19 protein-coding genes and 1 tRNA gene are annotated in these 24,232 nt (G+C 35.9%); 7 read left to right on the forward strand and 13 right to left on the reverse strand.

The annotated features are described in order from the left end of the window. Positions 1 to 164: 164 nt before the first annotated feature. The 5 genes from rhaM to VB248_RS19995 all read right to left on the reverse strand — a co-directional run bounded on the left by rhaM (position 165) and on the right by VB248_RS19995 (position 6,956). Positions 165 to 479: an L-rhamnose mutarotase gene (gene rhaM, locus VB248_RS19975; RefSeq protein WP_323298601.1), complete on the reverse strand. Its 315-nt coding sequence runs from the start codon at positions 477 to 479 to the stop codon at positions 165 to 167. 17 nt (positions 480 to 496) lie between these two features. Next, positions 497 to 1,273 (reverse strand): NIPSNAP family protein, encoded by a 777-nt coding sequence (locus VB248_RS19980; protein WP_323298602.1) that lies wholly within the window; start codon positions 1,271 to 1,273, stop codon positions 497 to 499. Positions 1,274 to 1,440: 167 nt separating this feature from the next. Continuing rightward, entirely contained in the window at positions 1,441 to 4,275 is a 2,835-nt protein-coding gene (locus VB248_RS19985) for a glycosyl hydrolase (protein WP_323298603.1), read from the reverse strand. Positions 4,276 to 4,499: 224 nt separating this feature from the next. After that, complete coding sequence (locus tag VB248_RS19990; RefSeq protein ID WP_323298604.1) at positions 4,500 to 6,023, reverse strand: ATP-binding protein; 1,524 nt, start codon at positions 6,021 to 6,023, stop codon at positions 4,500 to 4,502. A gap of 144 nt (positions 6,024 to 6,167) precedes the next feature. Then, on the reverse strand, positions 6,168 to 6,956 hold the full coding sequence (locus tag VB248_RS19995) for an immunity 49 family protein (RefSeq protein WP_323298605.1): 789 nt from the start codon (positions 6,954 to 6,956) through the stop codon (positions 6,168 to 6,170). 211 nt (positions 6,957 to 7,167) lie between these two features. Between VB248_RS19995 and VB248_RS20000 the strand changes: the two genes are divergently transcribed. After that, a complete protein-coding gene (locus VB248_RS20000; protein WP_323298606.1) occupies positions 7,168 to 8,568 on the forward strand; it encodes a DASH family cryptochrome in 1,401 nt (466 codons plus the stop codon). Positions 8,569 to 8,668: 100 nt separating this feature from the next. On the opposite strand, the gene VB248_RS20005 is transcribed toward VB248_RS20000, so the two are convergent. The 5 genes from VB248_RS20005 to VB248_RS20025 all read right to left on the reverse strand — a co-directional run bounded on the left by VB248_RS20005 (position 8,669) and on the right by VB248_RS20025 (position 12,879). Further along, on the reverse strand, positions 8,669 to 9,736 hold the full coding sequence (locus tag VB248_RS20005; protein WP_323298607.1) for a serine hydrolase domain-containing protein: 1,068 nt from the start codon (positions 9,734 to 9,736) through the stop codon (positions 8,669 to 8,671). A gap of 32 nt (positions 9,737 to 9,768) precedes the next feature. Continuing rightward, on the reverse strand, positions 9,769 to 10,167 hold the full coding sequence (locus VB248_RS20010) for a hypothetical protein (RefSeq protein WP_323298608.1): 399 nt from the start codon (positions 10,165 to 10,167) through the stop codon (positions 9,769 to 9,771). 50 nt (positions 10,168 to 10,217) lie between these two features. Then, complete coding sequence (locus VB248_RS20015; protein ID WP_323298609.1) at positions 10,218 to 10,985, reverse strand: sterol desaturase family protein; 768 nt, start codon at positions 10,983 to 10,985, stop codon at positions 10,218 to 10,220. 95 nt (positions 10,986 to 11,080) lie between these two features. Continuing rightward, complete coding sequence (locus VB248_RS20020) at positions 11,081 to 11,860, reverse strand: LytR/AlgR family response regulator transcription factor (RefSeq protein WP_323298610.1); 780 nt, start codon at positions 11,858 to 11,860, stop codon at positions 11,081 to 11,083. Continuing rightward, positions 11,857 to 12,879 carry a sensor histidine kinase gene (locus VB248_RS20025; protein ID WP_323298611.1) on the reverse strand — a complete coding sequence of 341 codons (1,023 nt, stop codon included), beginning with the start codon at positions 12,877 to 12,879 and terminating at the stop codon, positions 11,857 to 11,859. Before VB248_RS20025 ends, VB248_RS20020 begins: the two co-directional genes overlap by 4 nt. Positions 12,880 to 13,188: 309 nt before the next feature. On the opposite strand from VB248_RS20025, the gene VB248_RS20030 reads away from it, so the two are divergent. The 5 genes from VB248_RS20030 to VB248_RS20050 all read left to right on the forward strand — a co-directional run bounded on the left by VB248_RS20030 (position 13,189) and on the right by VB248_RS20050 (position 19,415). Beyond that, a complete protein-coding gene (locus VB248_RS20030) occupies positions 13,189 to 13,776 on the forward strand; it encodes a LemA family protein (RefSeq protein WP_323298612.1) in 588 nt (195 codons plus the stop codon). Positions 13,777 to 14,035: 259 nt separating this feature from the next. After that, the gene (locus VB248_RS20035) at positions 14,036 to 14,470 is read left to right on the forward strand and encodes a TPM domain-containing protein (RefSeq protein WP_323298613.1); all 435 of its coding nucleotides are present in this window, start codon (positions 14,036 to 14,038) and stop codon (positions 14,468 to 14,470) included. A 46-nt stretch (positions 14,471 to 14,516) separates the two neighbouring features. After that, positions 14,517 to 15,296, forward strand: a complete 780-nt coding sequence (locus tag VB248_RS20040; protein ID WP_323298614.1) for a TPM domain-containing protein — start codon at positions 14,517 to 14,519, stop codon at positions 15,294 to 15,296. A gap of 236 nt (positions 15,297 to 15,532) precedes the next feature. Continuing rightward, positions 15,533 to 16,105, forward strand: a complete 573-nt coding sequence (gene lpcA / locus VB248_RS20045) for a D-sedoheptulose 7-phosphate isomerase (RefSeq protein WP_323298615.1) — start codon at positions 15,533 to 15,535, stop codon at positions 16,103 to 16,105. A gap of 292 nt (positions 16,106 to 16,397) precedes the next feature. Next, entirely contained in the window at positions 16,398 to 19,415 is a 3,018-nt protein-coding gene (locus tag VB248_RS20050) for an AsmA-like C-terminal region-containing protein (protein WP_323298616.1), read from the forward strand. A 119-nt stretch (positions 19,416 to 19,534) separates the two neighbouring features. Here the strand turns inward: VB248_RS20050 and VB248_RS20055 are convergent, their stop codons facing one another. From VB248_RS20055 to VB248_RS20065, 3 genes are all read right to left on the reverse strand, one after another. Next, a complete protein-coding gene (locus tag VB248_RS20055; RefSeq protein WP_323298617.1) occupies positions 19,535 to 20,857 on the reverse strand; it encodes a trigger factor in 1,323 nt (440 codons plus the stop codon). A gap of 152 nt (positions 20,858 to 21,009) precedes the next feature. Next, positions 21,010 to 21,091 (reverse strand) — tRNA-Leu (locus tag VB248_RS20060). Between the two features lie 139 nt (positions 21,092 to 21,230). Then, positions 21,231 to 21,998 carry an SDR family NAD(P)-dependent oxidoreductase gene (locus VB248_RS20065; protein WP_323298618.1) on the reverse strand — a complete coding sequence of 256 codons (768 nt, stop codon included), beginning with the start codon at positions 21,996 to 21,998 and terminating at the stop codon, positions 21,231 to 21,233. A 517-nt stretch (positions 21,999 to 22,515) separates the two neighbouring features. Here VB248_RS20065 and VB248_RS20070 point away from each other — a divergent pair. Next, a complete protein-coding gene (locus VB248_RS20070) occupies positions 22,516 to 24,231 on the forward strand; it encodes a sodium:solute symporter (RefSeq protein ID WP_323298619.1) in 1,716 nt (571 codons plus the stop codon). The last annotated feature ends 1 nt before the right edge of the window (position 24,232 follow it).

The raw sequence follows: 24,232 nt of genomic DNA on the forward strand, positions 1-24,232 counted from the left end.
ATAAAATTTACCCTAAACAAAAAATCCTCCCCAAAACACAGATTGAATGTTACTATCAACATCAATCTGTACTTTGGGGAGGAGTATATTATTAAATTAATTATGCAAAATTACTTTTGGCTCTGATTTATCCGATAAGCAAATTCACAATTCACCACTCACACTTAACCCATTCTATACACGCAAGATAAATCTTTTACCACAGGCGAATTATCTGGATTCGTATCCATAATATCAGCCATAAATGCCCACCATTTTTTCATGATTTCGGTTTGTGGCAACTCGTCAAGGGTATGATTATCCACTCTTTTCTGAACAGCAAATAAAATTCCAGATGACTCATCTAAATAAATAGCATATTCGGTGATGCCAGAGTTTACCAATAATTCAGATAATTCTGGCCAAATTTCATCATGGCGTTTTTTGTACTCTTGCTCAAATCCTTTTTTGAGCTTCATCGTAAAAGCGATTTCTTGCATAAGCGTTAATGAGATTTTTAAATCTGTGAAAAATCCGTTGGTGTCAAGAAATGGATTTCGGCTTTAGTCATGGCATGGTCATATTCTGGAAGTACTTTAATACGATTCCATTCTGAATCTGCTCCGAAAGCTTTCCAATGCTCATCTCTCGACGCTTTGTTATCAAAAGTAGTCATGTACACCAAATTGGGTTGTTTCGCACCAATGATCGTTTGTGCATAAAACACAGGGTTGAAGCCCAATCGTACAAAAATACCAATTTCGCCACCTTCGTTGAACATGTGAATTTTACTCAATCCTTTTGTTTCACTATGGCTTTCGTACAAACGATACTCATACACTCTTTCAGATTTTGGAGCTGAAGTGGTAGGCACTTTCAGTTTTGTCCAATCTTTAAAAGCAACCGAAAGCGAGCTTTCGTAACGTTCATAAGCTGGTGTAGCGAAGTTGGCATCTAAGTAAGCTTTTGCGGCTTGTTGATACACAACATCAGAAGCCAATTTGCTTGAAATTTTACTGAATTGGTCTAAAGATTTATAAGGAATCAGTACATACAATTTAATTCCATCTTTTTGTTCAGCTTCGTTAAATACGCCTACTGAATTGATTCCCAAACGGTTAAAAGCAGGAATGGCAGCGTCTTTGAAATAATCTTCTACTACTTTTTTCTGCTCTACACTTTTGAAATTATATACTCTAATTTCATAGTATTCAGGCTGTTGCTTGGCAAAAGCAAGAAGCGAAAAAGTGGCGATAAACAAATAAATAGCAAAAATTGAGATACGTTTTAACATGATTGTTGTATTTAAAATGGTTGAAAAAAAGCAAAATTAGCTGTATGCTTCAGGCAATATGCTGATAAATTATTTTGATTTACTCAAGAGAAAAGTAATCAGATTTTAATTTTACAATTCTATACTTAATTGGATATTGCTGATAGCCTAAAGCTAATTTTGTTCAATCATTTCAAAACTTCTACGGGCGTTAAGCTTACTTTTTCTAATAAACCAGACGCTCTTGGCGACCAACCTTTTGTGGTGAAATAGCCGTCTTTTCCTAAGTTTTGTTTCAGTCTTGCTGATACGTTGATGTTATAAAACTTCTGCCAAACAGTGCCTTCTTTTTCTAAAGCGATTACTCTGTTTGCCATTGAATTAGTCACTTTTATGGCTAATTTATTTTGGTTTTTTAATAAAGTATTGGGTACAAAAACTTTATAAGTTGGCCCCAATAAAGTAGCCAAGTATTTCCCGTTCAGTGTCACCGATGCACTTTCGGCTACTTTACCTAAATCTAACCAATAGCCCTGTGCATTAGTTTTGGGTTTTACGAAATTCAATTGATACAAAGCCGTTCCAGAAAAATCTTGATAAGCATTGCCTGCATTTGTCCACGAACCTAATGTTTGGGTTTCAATGGCTTTTGGTAAAGTTGGGCCGCCGTCGATAAACGAAATTTTCCAAGTACCTTTTAGCTCTTCTGCTTCTTTGCTCGCTTTCCAATAAGGATAGCTTTTGCCTTTTTCTACTGTTTTAAAGGTTTCAATAATGCAAGATTCCCCCACAGATAATTGCAAAAACACTTCATTGTTTTTCACTTTTGCCATGCCCAAAACTTCCGTCATTGGATTGTACAAAGCCGCAGAATTTGCCTCTGCTTCCAATTTTACCAAGCCTTCAAAAGCCTGCTCAGATTTATTATTCACGAAATAATAATTTCCTTTTGCAGAAGTTTTTCTAACGAATTGTAAGCCTTTGTCAGTCATAGTTTCACGATAGATTTTAGCGTAAATCATCAATTCGTCTAAATCTTCTCCTAATAAAAATGAACCTTCGCCAATCTTAGCTTGATTCAATTGGGCATTTACTTTTACAAAATTTAACTGAGCCAAAAGTGCCTTAAATTTCGCTCTTCGTTCATCCAAATTCCCTAAACCCGGTACATCAGTAGGTAATTTGTGATGTACAATAATCGTTGCCCCAGCCTTTGCCAATTGCACTAATTTTTCTAAAGTTTCTAAAGGTACTTGCTCACTTTCTGCCAACAGTACTGTTTTGTAGGCAACGCCACCCGTAATAATTTGCTGATTTTGTGTTTTTAGGTTGGCAATTTGTTTATCAGAAATAAAATCGAAGCCATAGCCACGGTCAATCATTTTCTGAGCACTTGCTTTAAAATCTGTTCCGTTAAATTCTGGCGTTACGCCGTCGAAATGTTCTAATAAACCTTTGGGGGAAGGTTCTGTAAGTCGGTCAGTAATCGGGAAGTACAACAAAACATCGTTATTAGGTTTGCTATCTTGTAAAAAAGCCTGCGTGCGAGCCACGTAATGATTTAAAGTAGCAAAGTCTTTCCAGAAAGGGTTTTGTGGCGTAAAGTGTACAGCTGCATAAAATAACCAACCCGGAAACGCTTCGTTTTTAGGCGAGTAATTGGTGCCGTGGTAAAAAATATGATTCACACCACCGACCATAAATAAATCTAAGGCTTTTTTCACATCGCTCAATGTAGAAAGGAAATGTTCGTTTTCCCAAGTAGCAGATTCCGAAGAAGTTAATTTTTTACCCAAGACATTGGAAGCCGAAGAAGCAAATTTGATTCTCAATAAATCTGTTCCTTCAATTTCTGGAATATCCACCAAACCGTATAAATCTAAAGTATTTGCAGGCGAACCATGAGCCTGATTTCTCACAATTTTACCACGACCATGAGCCCATTTTGCCCATTCTCCTGTATATTTTTCCAGAATCAAATCCCCAATTGTAGTTCTATAATCGAATAATACTCTGTGGTTTAAATCTGTATTTTCTTTGCTAAAAAGATTTGGCAAGTAATTTCTTAAATCATAACCTCTTCTTTGCTGAAATTCTTTGAATAAATCATCCGTCCAGTCCGACTGCCCACGAGCGTCATCTACTTCGTAAGAATCATTGAAGAAAGCACGCATACTCGAAACATCCGTATTAGCGAAAGCTTTGTCAAATTCTTTCAAATAATGTTGAATTGCTTTTTCGGAAAAATGGTCTATTACATCACCTTCGCCACCCGGCCCAGCACGTTCTACCATTTTGCCATGCCAACCTTGAAAAATGGCGTAAAGCGTCCAATTACCTTTGGGTGCTTCCCAATTCAATTGTCCCATCGCACTTACTTTGTCTGTCAGATTCATTACTTCTCCTTTGTCAGAATACGCCATGAGCGTTTGTAAAGGCAAAGGTTTTTCATATTTAATTTGATCGATTGCTAATTCTTGGAGATTGTCATTTTTTGAAATTGGATACTTTAAAGCAGAAATTTCAGTCTTTTTTGGTAAAACATATCGTAACAACGGACTTTGTTGAAAAGTAATCAATTCCAAAAGTTTTTCACCTTCTTTCAATTGATACGTTTTGAAATTGACATTCTTGCAAGCATCCTCAGGCGTGACCCAGCGTCCGCCAAAAGGCCAACCAGAAGCATTGGCAAGGTCGATACCCAAGCCTAAACGAGTACCTTCATTCAAAGTATACTTGAACATTTCTACCCATTTTGGCGAAAGAAAATCTATAAAATTCGCTTCTTGACCTTTCACACCATAGATTGGCGTAATTTCTAAACCTCCCAAACCTGCTTTTTGGTAGGTTTCCATATTGTAAGTTAAATCTTTGGGATTTACGGCATTTCCTTCCCACCACCAACGTGACCACGGTTTGGTTTGCTGAGTAATGGGTTTCCATTTTGCTTGTCCGAAGCTCAGAGAAGAAGTAATTGATAAAAGAAAGAATACTTGAAAGGCTTTTTGATAGCAATTTTTCATCAGATAAAAGGTATTTTATTTGGTGCAAAATAAAGTCAAACCCTACCTGTGGCGTCCTGTGATGTCATGCTTTTTGGAATATCTTCTGAAAAATTATAATTTTTCAGAAGATATTCGAGGAGAGATTTAAAATCTCTTTGGCGTTAAAACAAAAGAGCTTTTTACGAGAATAGACCTTACTTCTAATTAAAATTGATACTTTTTTAATAAAAATAGACATATCTTTAGGCTTTTATTTCCTCCCACTTCACCTCCTCCACCTTCTTTTTCTCCCTTGAAAAATTGATACCTATGGCTACTAACTTTTTGTTTTCTGCTGAAAAAGGGACTAAGTAACCTTTGTCTTTGATTTGTTGAATCGCTTTTTCTGCCGATTCATCCAATTTGAATTCTATGGAATACACAAAATCCTTCAAGCGTATCAAAGCATCCATTCGTCCATCCGAAGTTTGTACTTCTGATTGAATATAAACACCCAATAGCGAGAAAGTCAAATGAATAATAGCATGATAAAAATGCTCATTTTCTTTTTGCCATAATTCATACGGCAATGATTTGAAAATAGTGTTTAGGATTCCCTCCAAACGTTCAATTTCACCCTTTTCTAATAATTGCCTGATTTTATCAACATAAACTACTCCATAGCCCAAATCACTCTGACTATATGCCGCCATTAATACTTCAATGTAAGACTTCTTGACTTCGTTGTTGGGATAACCCAAGACATATACATCACTCATCGGACTATATGATTTAATCGTCAAATAGCCAGTTTGAAACATCAGAGGAATCAGTTCCAATTTCTGTATATCATAAGCTACCAAGGCATTTGCACCAATTTCTATTTCACTGAAATCGTATAACTGCGTTTTTTCTGCCAGTTTGATGAGAAAAGTAGGCGTACCTGTTTCAAACCAGTAGTTTTTGAATTCTGAACCTTGTACAAAGAAACTCAATAATGAAAAGGGATTGTAAACACTGGTTTTGGCATCCCACGAATAACCATTATACCATTTCTTAATTGCTTCTTTATCTGTTTCGAGTAATTCCTGCTTGAAGTGTGCTTCTAATTCGTTTTGAGTAATGCCACAACACCCTGCAAAGAATTTATTAGTTGTGAGGTCTTGTAAATTATTCAAATCCGAAAAAATACTTACTCTCGAAAACTTAGAAACTCCTGTGATAAACACCAGTTTCAAGTGTGGGTCAGCATCTTTTAGGATAGAATAAAAAACCTTCATAATATCCCGATTCTCGATAGCCTTATCGGGATTTTCGCCCAAATAATCAATAATGGGTTTGTCGTATTCGTCTATGAGTACTACTACTTTGCCACGTGTGGCTGAGAGTTTTTGAATCAGTTCTTTAAATTTTCCACTAATAATTTCTTCTGAAAGTTGAATGTCGTATTTGTTGGCAATGCTGTCTAATTCGTCACTGATGGCTTTATTTAGCCCTTTTTCTTTATGCCCAATATTACTAAAAGACATTCTGATAATAGGATTGGTTTGTTCCCAGTTCCATTTGTCTTCGATGTATAAACCTTTGAAAAGTTCTTTTTTAGCTAAAAACAGACATTCCAAAGTGCTGATAAAAAGCGATTTACCAAATCTGCGTGGGCGTGACAAAAAGTAAAACTTCCCTTCATTTATCAATTTATAAACAAAAGCAGTTTTGTCAACGTACAAATAACCATTTGTACGTATCTCGCCAAAATCTTGAATGCCTACCGGATATTTTTGTATCATGTTTATTAAGCTATTTTATACAAAAATACATTTTTTTACCTTCGCTTTTTGTCTATCAGGAAATTATGAATAGTAGAAAAGATAGTAGTAATTCCGTTTTTATCCCTAATACTGTCAAGCTACTTTAGGATGGGACAGCATTCCTTATTTCAAAAAATCATACGGAATATCATAATTATCATTTGGCAAAATTGGTAAAAGCTCCTTAGGCACTAATGGACTATTTACCTCAACTTCTATTCCTTTTCTCCATGCAAGTTTTGCATAGCCTGTTGCAAGAAATGAGAAATACTGTCCTATAACTTCATTATCACTCCGTTTTTTATGAATTTTAGGGCTTACTAATTTCTCTAAAACTTCTTCCATTTTAGGTTTATTAGATTCATACAAGGCTTTATAAAATTCATAATCATCAACGAATCCAACTCGTTTAGTATCCGTTTTATGTAATACTTTAGTTTCTATAATGTTCAAGTTTCGTTCTATCCCTTCTGTATTGTTTTCCATAAAGAATTGAACTGTATTACACCATATAGAAACTCTACCTTTAGCTACATCAAAATCCATATCTGGCATTTTCCCATAAGCTCTATACCTTAGTTTAGCGTATCGTTGTATTAACCCCTCATTATCACTCAGGATAGGCGAACACATTTTTAATAAGCCAAAGTCAAAAAATCTGCTGTTATATTGAAGGATTTCAACCTCATCAAGTAAACCACATATATAAAAGTTGTTTTTTGATTCTTTAAATAGCTTTTGACGAATATTATCAACACCTAAGGCATTATTATAATAGCACAAGGTTCGAATAATCGTATCAGTGACTTCTACACCTTCATTAGTGATTTCTATACCTTCATTAGTAACAGAAAACCAATGCGATTTAAGCCCCTCTAAATTGTCTAAGAATTGTTTAAATGTTAATAGCATAATATAAAACTTTATCTATTTTTTAAAATCTCAACTTGAAAACAAATTTTATCTACTCCTAAAACCTTTCTCTTTCCTCTCTTCAAAAAACTTTCAGCCCAATTATTAGTTGATACAATTTAGCTATTAATATACAATTCCCTGATACTGTTTTCGGGTTTTGCTCAATCATTCTCAAAAACTATTGCCGATTTTCGCAATCTTAAATTTCATGAAAATACTCCTTTGGTTTCGCAACGATTTACGTGTTCACGACCATGAAGCTTTGTTTAAAGCGTCTCAAAAAACGGCTCAAGTATTTCCGCTTTACGTACTCGACCCCAGAATGTTTCAAGAAATGCCGATGGGCTTTCCCAAAGCTGGCAATTTGCGTACTCAATTCCTTGTTGAATCGCTTGAAAATCTTCGTAAAAATCTCCAAAGTATTGGCTCAAACTTAATTATCAGAATTGGGCATCCCGAAGAAATCATTCCACAATTAGCGAAAGAGTTGTCGATTGATGAAGTATTTATTTCTGAAGAAGTAACTTCTGAAGAAACGGACACAGATACTTCGGTAGAAGTTGCTTTGAAAAAAGAAGGCATCAAAATGAAGTTTTTCTGGCAAGCTACGCTCTATCATTTGGATGATTTGCCCATGGAAATTGAAAATTTGCCCAATATTTTCACCCAATTTAGAAACCAAGTCGAAAGAGCAATCAAAGTAAGAAGTACGTTTCCGATTCCTAAAAATCTTAATTTTTCAAACACGATTGACATTGGTGAATTACCAAAGCTTGATTTTCCCAAAACAAATCAGCAATTGTACAAAGGTGGTGAAGATGAAGCTCTAAAAAGGTTGGAGGAATATTTTTGGCAAAAAGACTTGCTAAAAGTGTATAAAGAAACTCGCAATGGAATGTTGGGTTTGGATTATTCTTCTAAATTCTCGCTTTGGCTGGCAAATGGCTGTATTTCGCCAAGATATATTTATGAACAAGTAAAAAAATACGAAGCCGAACGCACTCAAAATGATTCTACTTATTGGTTGATTTTTGAATTACTTTGGCGTGATTATTTCCGTTTTGTGGCTTTGAAGTATGGCAATAAAATCTTTTTTGAAAAGGGTATTCAAGGCAAAGCGGTTGTTTGGAAACAGCACAAAAGTATTTTTGAAAAATGGCGTTTAGGCGAAACGGGCATTCCTTTGATTGATGCCAATATGAAAGAATTGTTGGAAACGGGTTTTATGTCGAACCGTGGGCGACAAAATGTAGCGAGTTTTTTGGTAAAAGATTTACAAATAGATTGGCGTTGGGGGGCGGCTTGGTTTGAAAGCCAATTGATAGATTACGACGTTTGCTCTAACTGGGGAAATTGGCTCTACGTGGCGGGCATTGGCAACGACCCACGAGAAAACCGTTATTTTAATATTCTAAAACAAGCCCATAACTACGACCCTAAAGGCGAGTACGTAAAGTTTTGGTTGCCTGTCTTGGCCGATATTCCTGCTGAAAAAGTACATTCAGTAGCATTATTGACACAGGAAGAACAAAGAAAATACCAAGTAACGATTGGAGTAGATTACCCAAAAGCGATAGTTGATGTGAGGAAATGGAATATCAAAAAATAGTGATTAAGTAACTGTTTTATAAAGTCTAAAATCATACTCCTTCAACCTTCAATAAAATTCAAGGTTGAAGGAGTATGATTTTTGTTTAGAAATGAATAATTTAGAGAAGTGATGCCTCCACTAATTTCCTCAGTTCTACATATTTTTCTTGTCGTCCGTCAGATTTTAGGTAAAAGGTCATTAAAAAAGCACAGTACTTTTTGTTATTATTAACCCAAGGAAAACTCCCGAACAATCCCGGACTACTAATTGCTCCATTTGCCATAATCCACTCGCCAAAACCGTAACCCAAGCCGCCAGCCTCCGCAGGTGAATGTATGACTTTTACTTCCGTAGTAATTCTATTCATTTGCATTTCAGCAATACTTTTTTCTGAAAGAATTTGCTTCCCCTGAAATTGACCTTTGTTTAGAATCATCGTCAAAAAATTCATATAATCGTTGGGCGTACTATTTGCTCCGCCAGCGGGTAACGCTACTTTGGTTTTGCCAAAATCAGTATTTTTCATGCCTATTGGAATGGCAATGCGTTCTGCAAACAAGGTTTCAAAAGATTTTCCAGTTATTTTTTCAATTACAGCACCAGCAATCTGCAAACCTGTATTACTGTAACGAAATACTTTCCCAGCTTGTCCTTCGATTGGATATTGAGCAATCTTTTCAATGGCTTCGTCCATGCTGTTGATGGCTCTCATTTCTTTTAAATTTTCTCTCAAATCTGGCGATAAAATACCTGTTGTATGCGATAGACACGCTTGTATTGTGATTGCCCCTTTCCCATTTTTAGAAAGTACAGGCAGAAATCTCCCGACGCTATCTGTAAGTTTTAGTTTGCCTTCATCCACAAAAGTCATTACCAATGCAGCACTTAGCCATTTGCTACAACTGGCAATTGCTTGCTTCGAATTAGCAGTATAATCACTAAAATCTGCGGTTTTACCTTGTCGGGAAGCTATCAGTTTACCAAGCATTTTTTGCCTGTTATTCATCTGATTTACTGAATGGCTATACACTATTTTTCCATCTTGATACACCATCAGCATGGCTCGCCCACCCATTTCATCAACATTGTTTTCAAGCCATTGATTGAGTTTAGCGTATTGTTCTTGAGCAAAAGTATTTCCTGGTAAACCAAAGAGCAAGTACAGTAATAAAAGGTTCTTTTTCATGTTTTCGGGGGAGAAGTTGGGTTTCCTAAACACTAAGAATTTTGCATTCTCTCTTTCATTTTTTCTTGCAATTCATCTTTCAGTTCTTCATATTGTTTGAATTGCTCTTTGCTAAATACTTGCTTGAGTTCGGCTTCTTTGTCGTTTTGATTGGCTTTTAATTGACGAAACTTAGCCAATTTCCCATCGCTACTTTTCATAACTGGTTCGTTTTTCAAGGCATATTTTAGATTAATATCCTTTACTTTTTGAATTTGATTTGCATCCAGATGAAGCTTTTCTTTCATCCATTCTGTCTGAAAATTGGCTCTTTCTTCTGCTGAACTTCCTTTTAATTTTCCAGTACCTTGTGCAAATGTTGATTGAGAAATCAGTAAAAATAACAGGGCAAAAACTGCTAATACGACTTTGAGATTTGGGTAATTTTTCATGATTTTACTTGGATGAATTGTGAATACTTGATTTAGATTTATCATTTACTTTATTTGAATTTTATCGTTTTGAAATAGTCTATAAAACCTTGTAATACTAATTTGAAAGGATTATAACTTAAAAATCCTGTGGTTAATCCGTACTTTACTTTTTCGGTTTCTGGTTGATAAGTACCAAAAAGTCTGTCCCAAACAATGAGTACTCCCCCAAAATTTTTATCAATATAAATTGGATTACTGCCATGATGCACTCGGTGCGAAGAAGGTGTATCTATGACCTTTTCTACCGCCCCCAATTTCCCTACGACTTCGGTGTGTAAAAAGAATTGATACACAAGATTTAAAGAATATGAGAGTACGATAAAATCGGCTGGTAATCCTAAAATGGCGGCTGGCACAAAAAACAGTGGACTAACAATAGCCGAAAACCAATTGAGCCTATAAGCAGCGGTGAGATTCATCCGCATGGCAGAATGATGTACTTGATGAAATGACCAAAGTGGTTTCCAAAGATGTGATGCCCGATGAAACCAATAATAAATAAAATCTGTGACAAAAAAAGTAAGCAGAAAAATAAGCAGCGTGTGTGGCAACGTCACGAAAGAATGTTGTGCAAAGAAGCCTAAAGTACTTAGCTGATAACCTGCAAACAAATATTTTGAAAACTGAAAACCCATGAATATCGTCATATTGGCAAGGGTTTCCTTTAGTTCATAAGCCGCTTTTTGTTTTTTCCAACTCCAAATAATCTCTGCACTTATCAACAGAAAAATAAAGAGAAGTATGTAAATACGAAAAGGTTCTATTAGATGTTTCATCTTCTTAGGATTAAATACGATGTGAATTTGGCTAAGAAAAAGAATACATTTCAGCAAAAAACAGGTAAAACTGAAAAACTAAGGGGTGAAGTGTTTTAGTTATTCATCCAACTTTTAAAAACTGGTACTCTTACTTTACTGATTAAAATATGTTCTGGTGTTTCAGGGCTAATTTTTACAGCAAGGCGACCATTGAAATAAAATTCTATTTCAAGAATAGCCTTACGATTGATAATAAACTGACGATTAGCTCTAAAAAACAGCTCAGGGTCTATTTGCTGTTCTAATTGTTCCATAGTAAAGTCCATCACATACTGTTTGTTGTCTAAAGTATGAGCATACACTATTTCATTACTGGTGTAAAACCAAGCGATTTTAGCGGTTTCCAAAGGCACTAACTTATCTCGATAATGTACAAGAAAAGATTTTTTATACGATTTCAGTTCAATATTTACATACTCTAACAACTGAGCTAACTTTAGCCCCTTCAATTCCTGTTCTGCTGGTTTTGTTAGGTTTTCAAACTTATCTAAAGCTTTTGCAATTTCCTGTTCGTCAAATGGTTTTAGGATATAATCAATGCCATTGTTTTTAAATGCTTGAATGGCGTAATCGTTATAAGCAGTCACAAAAATAACTGGACGATGGATGTTTACTTTTTTAAAGATGTCGAACGATAAACCATCCGCCAACCTAATGTCCATAAAAACTATATCATAAGATGTTTGATTGTTCTCGAACCAATTCACCGCTTCGCTCACACTTTGAAGTATGACAACAATATTGATGTTTTCATTCAGACCTTTCAAGACATACTCCAAGTTTCTTGCCGTAGCAGCTTCGTCCTCAACCATCACCAAACGTAATTCTTTCATATTCTGAGGGGTAATTTAACGGAAAAAGTATCCTTTGTTTTTTCAATTTCAATATCAGTATTGAAGAGTAAGCTAAACCTTTCGTTTAGGTTTACCAAGCCAATACCTGTACTTGATTCTGGCGTTTCGATTTCTTGTAGATTATTACTAACAATAAGTTTATGCTCTTTTGTATAAATTCGTACCAACAAAGGCTTTTCGAGGGTGGCTATATTGTGTTTGGCTGCATTTTCCAATAATGGCTGTAACGACAAATGCGGAATCAAGGCACTATAAATAGTTTCATCTAAGTCTATAGATAGATTAAAGGCATTTTCAAAACGCATTTTAATAAGTTGTTCATAAGATTTTAGCGAGTTGATTTCTTCTTCTAAAGTAACCAAACTTGTTCCAGCACGCACTAAGGCATGACGAAATACTTTGGAAAGGTGAAAAATATAAAATTGTGCTAATTTGGGATTTTCCCTAACGATACCTGACAAACTACTGAGTGAATTGAATAATAAATGTGGATTGAGTTGTTCTTTCAATAATTCCAACTGAGCTTCCAAATATAGGCTTTTCAGTTGCTCGTGTTCTTTGTCTTTGCGTTTACTTTCTCGGAGTAATAAAATTATTTTAATAATAATCGCAACAAGTAAAGTACTTAGCCCAAAACGAGCCACATAACCTGCCCATACCATACCTTGCAAACGATGGTCATTAAACAAATGTGATTGTAGCCACGAACCCAATAGCAAAGTAAAAAATACCAACATTGCATTGAAGAAACAGTATCGTCCATATTTTTTTTGCTCTCGATACTGTGCAAAACTTCGGTAAGGATTAAGGTTGAGGTAAAAAAGTAAGGCACAAAATACCAAATTGTAGAGTAACTGAAAGCTATACTCTGCAAGGTCAAATTGCCAATAACGGGCTAAAATGCCCTTTTCACGCAAAGCCAAGAGGCGAGTCGCATTTACCATCAAGACTGTCAATAGCGAGCTATACCAACAAATTTCTTTTTCATTTTTATCCATGTTTTCAAATTACTAAAAAAATATTTTTAAAAGTTTATCAATTGGTTAAAGCTGAAAAAATTGGGGTTGAACTATTTTTGTTTAGGGCTTCGGCTAATTATTTTAAATGTAAAAGCTATTAAGAAAAGTGATTATCAAAATAGAATAAATACTGAAAAGGTTTTTTGACCGTTCAAAATCAAAAAACAAATATTCAGCATAGAAGTAATGCAGGCGTTGAAAAATTCTCTACTTTTGAAAGGTATTACACAGAGAAATACTCAATTTAGCTTTGTGTTTACTTAAATTTCACATTAATAAATTAAAACTATGTCAAAAGGACTTCTTATTGGATTAGGTGTTGCCGCATTATTGTTATTCTGGGGAATTAGTGTCAGAAATGGCATGGCGACTGAAAATCAAGAGGTTGAAGCATCTTGGGCGAAAGTACAAAGTGCTTATCAACGTCGTGCAGATTTGATTCCAAATTTAGTAAAAACGGTACAAGGAGTAGCCAACTTTGAAAAAAGTACTTTAACGGATGTTATCAACGCTCGTGCAAGTGCCACTCAGATTAAATTAGACGCAAAAGATTTAACGCCTGAGAATATGCAGAAATATCAGGAGGCTCAAAGTCAGTTAAGTGGTTCTTTATCACGTTTGATGGTGGTTGCAGAAAGCTATCCACAATTGAAAGCCACCGAGAGTTTCTCTGAATTACAGTCGCAATTAGAAGGCACAGAAAACCGTATCAAAGAAGAACGTGACCGTTTCAATGATACAGTGAAAGGTTATAACAACAAAATTGTTACTTTCCCAAATAGCTTAATTGCTGGCTTCTCAGGATTCACAACCAAAGGCTATTTCGAAGCCGACGCTGGTGCATCAAAAGCTCCAACGGTTGATTTTGGAAAATAGTTTTTCGATGAAATCGCACAAGGCGAAAAGCAGAAAACAAGATAAATTTTCGCTTTTCGCCTTTTTTATTGAGTGAGTTAGTGATTGAGTGAATTAGTGATTTTTTTGAGTTGTGAGTTATCAATTAGTGAATTGTGAATTTATTAAACCACAATTGAAAAAATCACTCAATCACAATTCACTAACTCACTTATTAAAAAAATCACTAACTCACAACTCACTCAATCACTAATTCACAATTCACTCAATCACAATTAATATGCCTCAGCACTTTTTTAATGAAGCACAAAAAGCACAGATTGTAAAGGCAATTCAGGCAGCAGAATTGAATAGTTCTGGAGAAATTCGACTGCATATTGAAAAGAATTGTACCAAGCCCAATGTGTTGGATAGAGCCAAAGAAGTATTCCAAGAAATCGGTATGACCAACACGGCTCAACAAAACGGTGTGCTTTTTTACTTAGCTATTGAAGACCGTAAATTTGCGGTTATTGGCGATAAAGGAATTGATAAAGTAGTACCCGAAGATTTTTGGGAATCGACCAAAGAATTATTGAAAAGCCATTTTTCACAAGGACTTTTCACCGAAGGCTTTATCAAAGCGATACATTTGGCAGGCGAACAGTTGAAACAATACTTCCCTTACCAAACAGATGATACAAACGAATTGCCAGACGAAATTTCGTTTGGTTAAATAAGTCCAAACCTTTTCTGTGAAGGAAGGGATTTTTTTTATGAAGATGTTTAAGAAATTTTCCATTTACGTAATTGGGCTACTCTTTAGCTTTTCGCTATTGTCGTTCCAATTCACCTTGAATGCTCAGGCTATTCCTGAAAAACCTAATCCGCAAAGATTAGTAAACGATTATGTCAGTATTTTATCAAGTACAGAAAGAGAATCTTTAGAACAAAAACTAAGAGGCTATGCCGATTCTACTTCTACACAACTAACCATTGTGATTGTAAAAAATACTGGGGAATCTGACCCTTATGATTTTGCGATGAAAATTGCCAAAGATTGGGGCGTTGGTCAGAAAGATAAAAACAATGGTTTGGTACTTTTATGGGCAACGGATACTCGTAAAATCAGAATTGTGACTGGGCGAGGCATTGAGGCAAGTATTACCGATGCCATTGCTAAAAGAATTATCAACCGCATACTTGCTCCTAATTTCAAAGCAGGTTTGTGGTACAAAGGCTTAGACGAAGCCACCAGTGAAATGATGAAAAGAGCTTCGGGCGAATATAAAGCCGAAGAAAGTGATGATGATGGCGGCGGTTTAGGCTTTTTCTTTATCATTTTGGTAGTGGTTGCTATTGTGCTTTTCATTATTTCTAAAATCAACAAACGTGGCGGTGGCGGCGGTGGTTTTAGAGGCGGTGGCTGGGACGGCCCAATTATTTTCTCAAGTGGTGGTTTTGGCGGACATTCTGGCGGTGATAGCGGTGGTGGTGGTTTCGACTTCGGAGGCTTCGGCGGTGGCGATTTTGGCGGCGGTGGTGCTGGCGGAGATTATTAAAAATAGAACTCAACAACAAAGGCTTCGCTTAGGCGAGGCCTTTGCTATTTCTGGATTGCTTCAAGAAATTTGATGAATGTTTCGTAATTTTGAAAATTATTAACCTTGCGACCTTAGCAAGGCTAATTTAAGAATTAGAGTAATGTATATCAATCTTTTAAATCGTAGTGGCAGACCGCTCATGATTCATCACTCATAATTCATTACTCGTACTTATTACCTAAAAATAGAAATTCGTGATTGATATTATTGCTCAAGAACTCAATGAAGCTCAATTAGTGCTTCAAAATTTTATCTCAAATCCAGACAATCTTGCGGATATTCAAGCCGCTGCCGAAATCATGGCGGAGGCGATTCGTTCGGGCAATAAAGTGATTTCATGCGGAAATGGTGGCTCGCACTGCGACGCCATGCACTTTGCCGAAGAATTATCTGGGCGTTATCGTGGCGACCGCCGTTCTTTGGCAGCTATTGCGATTTCGGATGTTTCGCATATTTCTTGTGTAAGTAACGATTATGGTTTCGACTATATCTTCTCTCGTTTCATCGAAGGTTTGGGTAGCAAAGGCGATGTGTTATTGGGTATTTCTACCAGTGGAAATTCTGCCAACGTCATCAATGCCGTTGAAGCGGCGAAGGCTAAAGGCATGAAAGTAGTAATCCTGACAGGAAAAGATGGTGGAAAATTAGCTGGACAAGGCGATGTAGTGATAACCGTTCCACATTTCGGCTTCGCAGACCGTATTCAAGAAGTACATATCAAGGTAATTCATATTTTGATTTTGTTGATTGAGAAGATGGTTGTTTAATTTTAAGACTTTAGGATTTTAAGACTTAAAGACTGGAGGATTTTAGGACTTGAGGACTCTGAGACTGGAAGACTTTGAGATTTTATGACTAAAGGATATTAGACTTTAGAACTAAATAAAACGTTAAAGTCTAAAAATATTGATACTTTATCCTAAAAACTTTTAATAATCGTAAATTATTAAGGTTTCCAGTATCAAAGCTAAAGTCTTAAAATCTTAAAGTCCTCAAGCCTTCCAGTCCTTAAATCCTAAAGTCTTAAAGTCCTTTAGTCAATAAAAATCTCCAAAAACTATGAAAAAAATCTTCATCATCATTCTTTCAGTCCTCACGCTTTTTGCTGGAATTTTGTTTGCTATTCCTTTCTTTTTTAAGGATAGTATTCAAGCAAAAGTAAATCAAGAAATACAGAAAAAGGTAAAGGCAAAAGTATATTACAGCAGTTTTGATTTATCGCTTTTCAAGCATTTTCCCGAACTTACAATTGGACTTTCTGATTTTGGTATAGTGGGCTTATCGCCATTTTCAAGCGATACGCTGATTCAAGCCAAAGAGTTTTCATTGGCAGCAGATATAAAATCTATCTTTTCTGGCGATAAAGTTGCCATTAGTGCTGTCACTATCGAAAGCCCGAAAATCTCTATCAAAATATTACCTGATGGCTCTGCCAATTATGATATTTACAAAAAAGATACTTTAGAAGTACAAAAAGAAGAGAGTAAAAGTAGTAGCAATTTTAATGTCGCTATTCAGTCTTGGAAATTGACTGACGGACAAATTCGCTACGATGATAGAATTACGAATACTTTAGCCATTCTTCAAAATATCACGCATGAAGGTTCGGGAAATATCGGAGCTGAAATCTACGATTTAGTAACCAATACTCAAATCGAAAAAGCTTCTATCAGTTACGGAGGTACGGAATATTTGCACGAAAAAACATTATCGGCAGATATGAAAATCAATATCGACCAAAGTAAAAACAAGTATTCATTTACAAAAAACACCTTAAAACTCAACGATTTCACCCTCAATTTTGATGGTTCGGTAACTTTGCCTGATACTTCAAGCATCGACCTTGATGTTCAGTATAATTCACCAGAAAATACGTTCAAAAATCTTCTTTCTTTAGTTCCCAACATTTATACTGATAAATTCAAAGACCTTGACGCTGACGGAAATGTACAATTTGATGGTTTTGTAAAAGGAACGATGAGTTCAAGTTCTTTTCCTACTTATGCCTTCAATTTATTGGTTGAAAATGCCATGTTTCAATACCCCGATTTACCTACAGCAGTAACAGGTATCAACCTTGATTTGAAAGCAAGTAATACTACAAACGACCTCAACAATTCTGTATTGAATATCAAGAAATTCACGATGAATTTGGGTAAAAATCCCATCAATGCTCGTGCTTTAGTTGAAGGTTTAGGCAAATCAAAAGTAGATGCTGATGTGGTAGCAAAGGTTGATTTACAACAAATTGGGCAAATTTTCCCGATGAAAGGCTTGACTATGCGTGGACTTTATAGCATGGATTTAAAAGCAAAAGGTACTTATGATACACTAACAAAAGCTTTTCCACAAGTAAATGCTACGATGAGTTTAGCGAATGGTTTTATTCAGTCAGACCAATTTCCTGAACCCATCAAAGACCTTAATGTAAAAGCCAATTTAGTGAATACCAATGCAGCTTTGGCTTCGACTCGTTTGTCGATAACAGAGCTAAAAATGATTTTAGATGGCGAACCTTTTACGGCAAATGGCGTTATCGAAAACTTTGAAAATTACAATTGGGACATTAAAGCAAAAGGTAAAATTGATTTAACAAAAATCACTAAGATTTATCCTTTAGCAGATATGACCTTGAAAGGAATTGTCAATGCAGACCTTGAAACCAAAGGGAAAATGTCGGACGTAAAAGCAAAACGTTATGGCAGTTTACCGACTTCTGGAAAAGCAACTTTGCAGGATTTTGAGTTTGTTTCAAAAGAGTACCCACAAGGCGTAAAAGTAAGTACTGCCGACATGAGCTTTACTCCTACTGCCATCAACGTAAGCAATGCTAAGGGTTTTTTAGGTACAAGCGATTATGTAGCGAATGGCGTATTTACAAATTACATTCCTTATGCCTTAAACAATGAAACATTGAAAGGAAAAATGAATGTAAAGTCACAGAAATTCAATGTAAACGAATGGATGACCGACAGCCCCAAAACTGGGAGTCAGGGCGGCGTAGAACAGCCTTTACAAGTAGTAGAAGTACCCAAAAACATAGATTTGGTAATGAATACCGAAATCGACGAAGCCAAGTATAGCTTGATGAAAATGCAAGACATCAAAGGTGCTTTGTTAATCAACAACGGAGCAATTAAGATGCAAAATGCAACGTTCCAATCGCTCGGAGGGAAATTCTTGGTAAATGGCACTTATAATACGGCAAATTTAGCCCATCCACTTTTCGACTTCTCGATGAATCTCGACAATGTAGAAATGGCTCAGGCTTATCAGCATTTAAACATTGTAAAATACTTAATGCCAGTAGCTCAGTACTTGGTGGGTGGCGTAAATTCAAACTTGAAAATAAATGGAGAATTAGGGCAAGATATGATGCCAAAAATCAACACTGTTAGTGGCGACGGTTTGTTGAAAGTTTTACAAGCGACGATTTCTGAAACCAATCCTTTGGTTCAAAAATTAGTAGAAACTACCAAAATTGCGAATCTTAAAAACACCAAGTTGAATAATTTATTGATGCAATTTGCCATTACTGACGGTACTTTCAGTGTAAAACCTTTTGATATTAAGTTTGAGGATTATAAAATCACCGTTGGTGGTCGCCACGGCTTGACGGGTTCAATGGATTACAATGTACTGTTGGATGTGCCTTCTGGCAAAATCGGCGAGGCTTTTGGCAGTGTATTTCAGAAATGGACAGGTAAAAATTTACAAGGAAGCGATAGAGTAAAATTTGATTTAACTTTAGGTGGAAATTTGAAAAATCCAGTCTTTGGTTTCAAAGGAAGCAGTACCGCCAATTCTTTAAAAGATGTAGCCAAAGCTACTTTGCAGACACAAATTGACGAAAATAAAAATAAAATATTAGACCAACTCAATATCAAAAAAGATGGCTTTCCAACACAAACTTTAGATAAAGAAGCGATGGAAGCAAAGGCGAAAGCTACGGCGGATAGTATCAAAAAGATTGCAGCCGACAAAGCCAAAAAATTATTAGACGACCAGAAAAAAAGTGTTATTAACGGACTTTTCAACAAACTGAAGCCCGCTAAAAAAGATACTTTGAAACAATAAAATATTCAATTTTATTCAATAAAAAATCCCGTAAAGTGAAACCTTACGGGATTTTTTTGTTGAATTGATATTAGAGAAAATAAAATCACTCAATCACAATTCACTAATTCTACAATAGATTACGCTCCAACGATTTGTTTGAACTCATCTACATTGATAGCTTTGCTTTCAGTTTTTACGTTAGCAACGATTACATCTGAAACTTTAGCAGCATATACTTCATTGAACATTTTCATAAAGTTATCTTGCTTGTTTTTGTCAGTTAAATAACCGTTAGCGATACGCTCAATCATTTCGTCCATGCTGTTATCAGCAGAAGCATACATTCCGAACTGACCACGAATCATTTCTTTAGTTCTTTCCAATACTTCTGGATATTCAACTTTGATTTCGTTTTTAGTAGCAATTTCGTTTTTGATTAAATTCAAACGAATATCTTTTTTCACGTTCTCGAAATCAGCATCAATTTGCTCTGGCGTGAATTTTCCTTCGTTTACTTGGATTAACCATTTACGTAAGAAATCTTCTGGCAATTCGATAGCAATATTTTCTAATAAAGCTTTTTCAGCGTCGATTCTTAATAAGAAATCAGCTTCACGCTTGTAGTTAGCTTTAATGATTTCTAAAATTTCGCTACGGAATTCTTCTTCAGAACTTACTTTTCCTTCGCCTAAAACTTTATCAAAAAATGCTTGATTCAATTCAGCGATAGCGTTGCGGGTAATATCTTCGATAGTGAAAGTAACTTCACCAGTTAAACCGTCTTTGTTACCTGTTGCCAATTCAATTGATTTTTCATCAACAAAAGTAGCTTGAAGGTCGAAAGTTAAAGTAGCGTCTTTAGCTGCACCAATAAAAGTAGCTTTTGCTTCTTCTTTGATAGCTTTGAAAGGAATTGCAGATTTTGAAGTCCATTCACCTTGAGCGAATGTTCCGAAAATCATATCGCCTTCTTCAACTGTATCAGGATGGATTTGGTCTCCAGAATTTTTTCTTAAATTCTCAATAGTTTCTTCTACTTCTTTCTCAGTAGCTTCGATTTCGTAAGTTTGGATTGTAGGCACTTTTTCAAAGTCAACTGAAAATTCACCAGCTAAACCAAGTTCATACGAGAAGCTAAATTCTTTCTGAGTATCCCAATCAATTGGATTTTCCAATTCATTTACTGGCATTGGGTCTCCTACTAAATTCAGATTATTTTCTTTGATGTATTCTGGAACAGCCTTGCCTAATACAGAATTGATTTCGTCGATTAAAACTGACTTCCCAAACATTTTTTGTACCATTTGCATAGGTACCATTCCTGGGCGGAAACCTTTAATGTTGGCACGTTTGCGGTAGTCTTTTAAGTTTTTATCAACTTGTGGCTTATAATCAGCTTCAGAAATAGATACGACCAAACGGGCGTTTACGGGGGTACTTTTTTCGAGAGAAATGTTCATCTTTTATGAATTCGTATTTTGGAATGCGGATTTCGGATTAAAAGTTGATAAATTTCAGTTTGTCTGACTTTCGTAAATCCGCATTCCGAAATCAACAATCCGAAATCAAAAAAGCCCTCAAAACCGTATCGGTTGAGAGGGCTTTGAATGAGTACGGGCGGAGGGACTCGAACCCCCATGCCTCACGGCGCCAGATCCTAAGTCTGGTATGTCTACCAATTCCACCACGCCCGCTTGCGTTTTGGAGGTGCAAAATTAGGAAGGCTTTTATTTATTTACAAGTTTTTGAAAATAAATTTTTAACATTTTTTGAAAAAATATTTCCACAAAATACAAACCCAGCATTAAACATTTGACAGTCAATCGCTTGGCATTAAATCGTAGTTCCGCCATCGGCTGTATAAATTCCGCCTGTACAATAGCCAGAAGCATCCGAAGCCAAAAAAAGAGCCAAACCTGCAATTTCATCTACTGTTCCCATGCGAGCAATGGGTAAATTTTTTACAAAACGATTTAAAATTTGTTCATTTTGCCATAAAGCTTCTGAAAATTTAGTTTTAATCAAGCCCGGACAAATTGAGTTTACTCTGATGCCATCTACGCCCCACTCCTTTGCCGTTACTTTTGTAAGCATATTCAAAGCCGCTTTTGACACCGAGTATAAGCCCAAACCGGGGTCGGGCGTAATGCCTGCGATAGAACTAATGTTAATAATCGAACCTCCGCCATTGGCTTTCATGGTAGCGTGTACGAGCTTACTGAGTTCAAAAGGAGCTTTTACATTTACGTTCATGATTTTATCAAAAGCCCATTCTTCGGCATTGAGTACTGGGCCATAAATAGGATTTGATGCGGCATTATTTACCAAAATATCAATCTTGCCGTAGCGTTCAAGCGTTTTTTCAATCAGTACTTTACAGCCCGCCAAATCACCTGCATTGGCGGCGATACCTGTACATTCACCGCCTTGTGCCTTAATGTCTTCGGCAACTTTGTCTAAGTCTTCTTGCTTTCGAGAATTTATTACGACCTTTGCACCAGCAAAGGCATATAAACGAGCGATAGCTTCGCCAATTCCTTTGGATCCTCCAGTAATGACTGCTACTTTTCCTTCGAGGCTAAAAATTTGATGAGTACTCATATTTTTAAGTTTTGAGATTGTTGATTATGAAAAATGATAGTTTTTATTGGAAAAATACCTAATTTATCAAATGTAATTTCTTTATCAGGATAAATCAAACAAATCATTAGCTCTTTAAAACTTATGGAAGAAAAAGATAAATCTTTGCCGCCTTTCATCAAATCTTGGAAACAACTCTACTGGGTAGTTGTCGGGAATCTGGTGTTGATGATTATCCTATTTTATCTCTTTAGCGAATACTTTAATTAAGTGAAAATTGTGGACTTAATTTGCCGTTTTAGATTGAACGAAATTGTCGATAGATAATATGAAATCCTCACAAAATAATTGGTAAGAAGGATTCTAAAAATTATTGATTTCGGATTTCAGGTATCGGACTTCGGATTTATAAAATGCTTTTTTAGAAATATTTTTATAAAAACGAAGGTGTTTTCTAAAATTTCCGAAATCAGAAATCCCAAATCCTCAATAGAACCTTTCGTACATTACTAACTCACAATTCACCAATTTACTCAACATGGGAAACACTGATTGGCTGGTACTGATTTTAACCCTAGGAACAATTATTGGCTTTGGACTTTGGAAAGGTCGATTTCAGGAACAGAATATTGAAGGATATTTATTGGCCGACCGCCAAATGCCTTGGTATCACGTTACACTTTCGGTAATGGCAACGCAGGCAAGTGCTATTACTTTTTTATCTGCACCCGGACAAGCCTATATCGACGGAATGCGTTTTGTACAATTTTACTTTGGTTTGCCTTTGGCGATGATTGTACTTTCCATCACTTTTATTCCTATTTTCAAAAAATTAAAAGTTTTTACAGCTTATGAATTTCTGGAAGGTCGCTTCGACCTAAAAACCAGAGTAATGGCTTCTTTTCTTTTCTTGATTCCACGAGCATTATCTACTGGCGTAACCATTGCCGCTCCTTCTATTATTCTTTCTACTATTTTGGGTTGGAATCTGTATTGGACAAATATTGTCACAGGAATTATCGTAACGATTTACTGTATGTACGGCGGTTCAAAAACGATTTCTTATACGCAAATGCAACAAATGTTGGTGGTGATGATTGGAATGTTTTTGGCAGGTTACATGGTCGTTCACTTATTGCCGACAGAAATGGGTTTTGTAGATACATTAAAAGTAGCGGGCAAAATGGACAAACTGAATGTAATAGACTGGAAATTTGATTTAAACAATCGCTATAACGTTTGGTCGGGTTTGATTGGGGGCTTTTTCTTGCAATTATCATACTTCGGTACAGACCAATCACAAGTAAGTCGTTATTTATCAGGCGAATCTGTTGGCGAAAGTCGTTTAGGTTTATTGATGAATGGGATTTTTAAAATTCCAATGCAATTTTTGATTTTACTCGTGGGTTCATTGGTTTTTGTGTTCTATCAATTCCATGAAGCACCGCTTTTTTTCAATAAAACTGAATTAGGAAAAGTAGAACAAACAGCAGCTTATAAGGCATTAGTCAAGAAAAATACTGAGGTTTTTACTGAAAAGAAAAAAGCCGTAGAAGAACTTTATGCCGTTCTTAAAACAGAGGAGAATGCCAGTACTTTAAAGACAAAAGCACTCAATGCTCAAAAGCTTGAAACGTTAAAAGCAAAAGCTTTGGCAGCCGATAAAAAAGCAAATGAACTGAGAAGTGAAGTAAAGGATTTGATGCTGAAAACCAATCCTGATGCCAATACCAACGACACAAATTATATTTTTCTTTCTTTCGTCACCAAGTACTTGCCACAAGGTATGGTCGGTTTGTTAATTGCCGTGATATTATTGGCTTCGATGGGTGCGATGGCTTCGGCATTTAGTTCGCTTACTTCTTGTACGATTGTGGACATTTATCAAAGAATGATTCATAAAGAAGATACTGAAAAACATTATGTAAACGCATCAAAATTAGTGACTTTGGGCTGGGGAATTGTTTGTATTATTGTGGCACAATTTACGGCAAATATTGGCAGTTTGATTGAAGCCGTAAACATTTTAGGTTCATGGTTTTACGGGACTATTTTAGGTGTATTTTTGGTAGCTTTTTACTTCAAATTTATCAAAGGCGACGCTGTTTTCTGGGCGGCTTTATTGGCAGAAGTATTTGTAATTTACGCTTGGTGGATAGATTTAACGGCTTTCCTTTGGCTAAATGTAATTGGCTGTGTACTGGTAATTGTGTTTGCTTCTGCGATTAGTTTGTTTAAATTGAATGAGAATTAGA

The organism is Arcicella rigui (assembly GCF_034929435.1).
Taxonomy (GTDB): Bacteria; Bacteroidota; Bacteroidia; order Cytophagales; family Spirosomataceae; genus Arcicella; species Arcicella rigui.

Excerpts from the sequence above, each read along its gene's own strand:
- VB248_RS20035 (WP_323298613.1), top strand. The coding sequence starts at position 14,036 with ATGCCTCAGCACTTTTTTAATGAAGCACAAAAAGCACAGATTGTAAAG.
- VB248_RS19995 (WP_323298605.1), bottom strand. The coding sequence starts at position 6,956 with ATGCTATTAACATTTAAACAATTCTTAGACAATTTAGAGGGGCTTAAA.
- VB248_RS20070 (WP_323298619.1), top strand. The coding sequence starts at position 22,516 with ATGGGAAACACTGATTGGCTGGTACTGATTTTAACCCTAGGAACAATT.
- VB248_RS20025 (WP_323298611.1), bottom strand. The coding sequence starts at position 12,879 with ATGGATAAAAATGAAAAAGAAATTTGTTGGTATAGCTCGCTATTGACA.
- VB248_RS20015 (WP_323298609.1), bottom strand. The coding sequence starts at position 10,985 with ATGAAACATCTAATAGAACCTTTTCGTATTTACATACTTCTCTTTATT.
- VB248_RS20050 (WP_323298616.1), top strand. The coding sequence starts at position 16,398 with ATGAAAAAAATCTTCATCATCATTCTTTCAGTCCTCACGCTTTTTGCT.
- VB248_RS20005 (WP_323298607.1), bottom strand. The coding sequence starts at position 9,736 with ATGAAAAAGAACCTTTTATTACTGTACTTGCTCTTTGGTTTACCAGGA.
- VB248_RS20065 (WP_323298618.1), bottom strand. The coding sequence starts at position 21,998 with ATGAGTACTCATCAAATTTTTAGCCTCGAAGGAAAAGTAGCAGTCATT.
- VB248_RS20040 (WP_323298614.1), top strand. The coding sequence starts at position 14,517 with ATGTTTAAGAAATTTTCCATTTACGTAATTGGGCTACTCTTTAGCTTT.
- VB248_RS20010 (WP_323298608.1), bottom strand. The coding sequence starts at position 10,167 with ATGAAAAATTACCCAAATCTCAAAGTCGTATTAGCAGTTTTTGCCCTG.
- VB248_RS19990 (WP_323298604.1), bottom strand. The coding sequence starts at position 6,023 with ATGATACAAAAATATCCGGTAGGCATTCAAGATTTTGGCGAGATACGT.
- rhaM (WP_323298601.1), bottom strand. The coding sequence starts at position 479 with ATGCAAGAAATCGCTTTTACGATGAAGCTCAAAAAAGGATTTGAGCAA.
- VB248_RS20030 (WP_323298612.1), top strand. The coding sequence starts at position 13,189 with ATGTCAAAAGGACTTCTTATTGGATTAGGTGTTGCCGCATTATTGTTA.
- VB248_RS19985 (WP_323298603.1), bottom strand. The coding sequence starts at position 4,275 with ATGAAAAATTGCTATCAAAAAGCCTTTCAAGTATTCTTTCTTTTATCA.
- VB248_RS20020 (WP_323298610.1), bottom strand. The coding sequence starts at position 11,860 with ATGAAAGAATTACGTTTGGTGATGGTTGAGGACGAAGCTGCTACGGCA.
- VB248_RS19980 (WP_323298602.1), bottom strand. The coding sequence starts at position 1,273 with ATGTTAAAACGTATCTCAATTTTTGCTATTTATTTGTTTATCGCCACT.
- VB248_RS20055 (WP_323298617.1), bottom strand. The coding sequence starts at position 20,857 with ATGAACATTTCTCTCGAAAAAAGTACCCCCGTAAACGCCCGTTTGGTC.
- VB248_RS20000 (WP_323298606.1), top strand. The coding sequence starts at position 7,168 with ATGAAAATACTCCTTTGGTTTCGCAACGATTTACGTGTTCACGACCAT.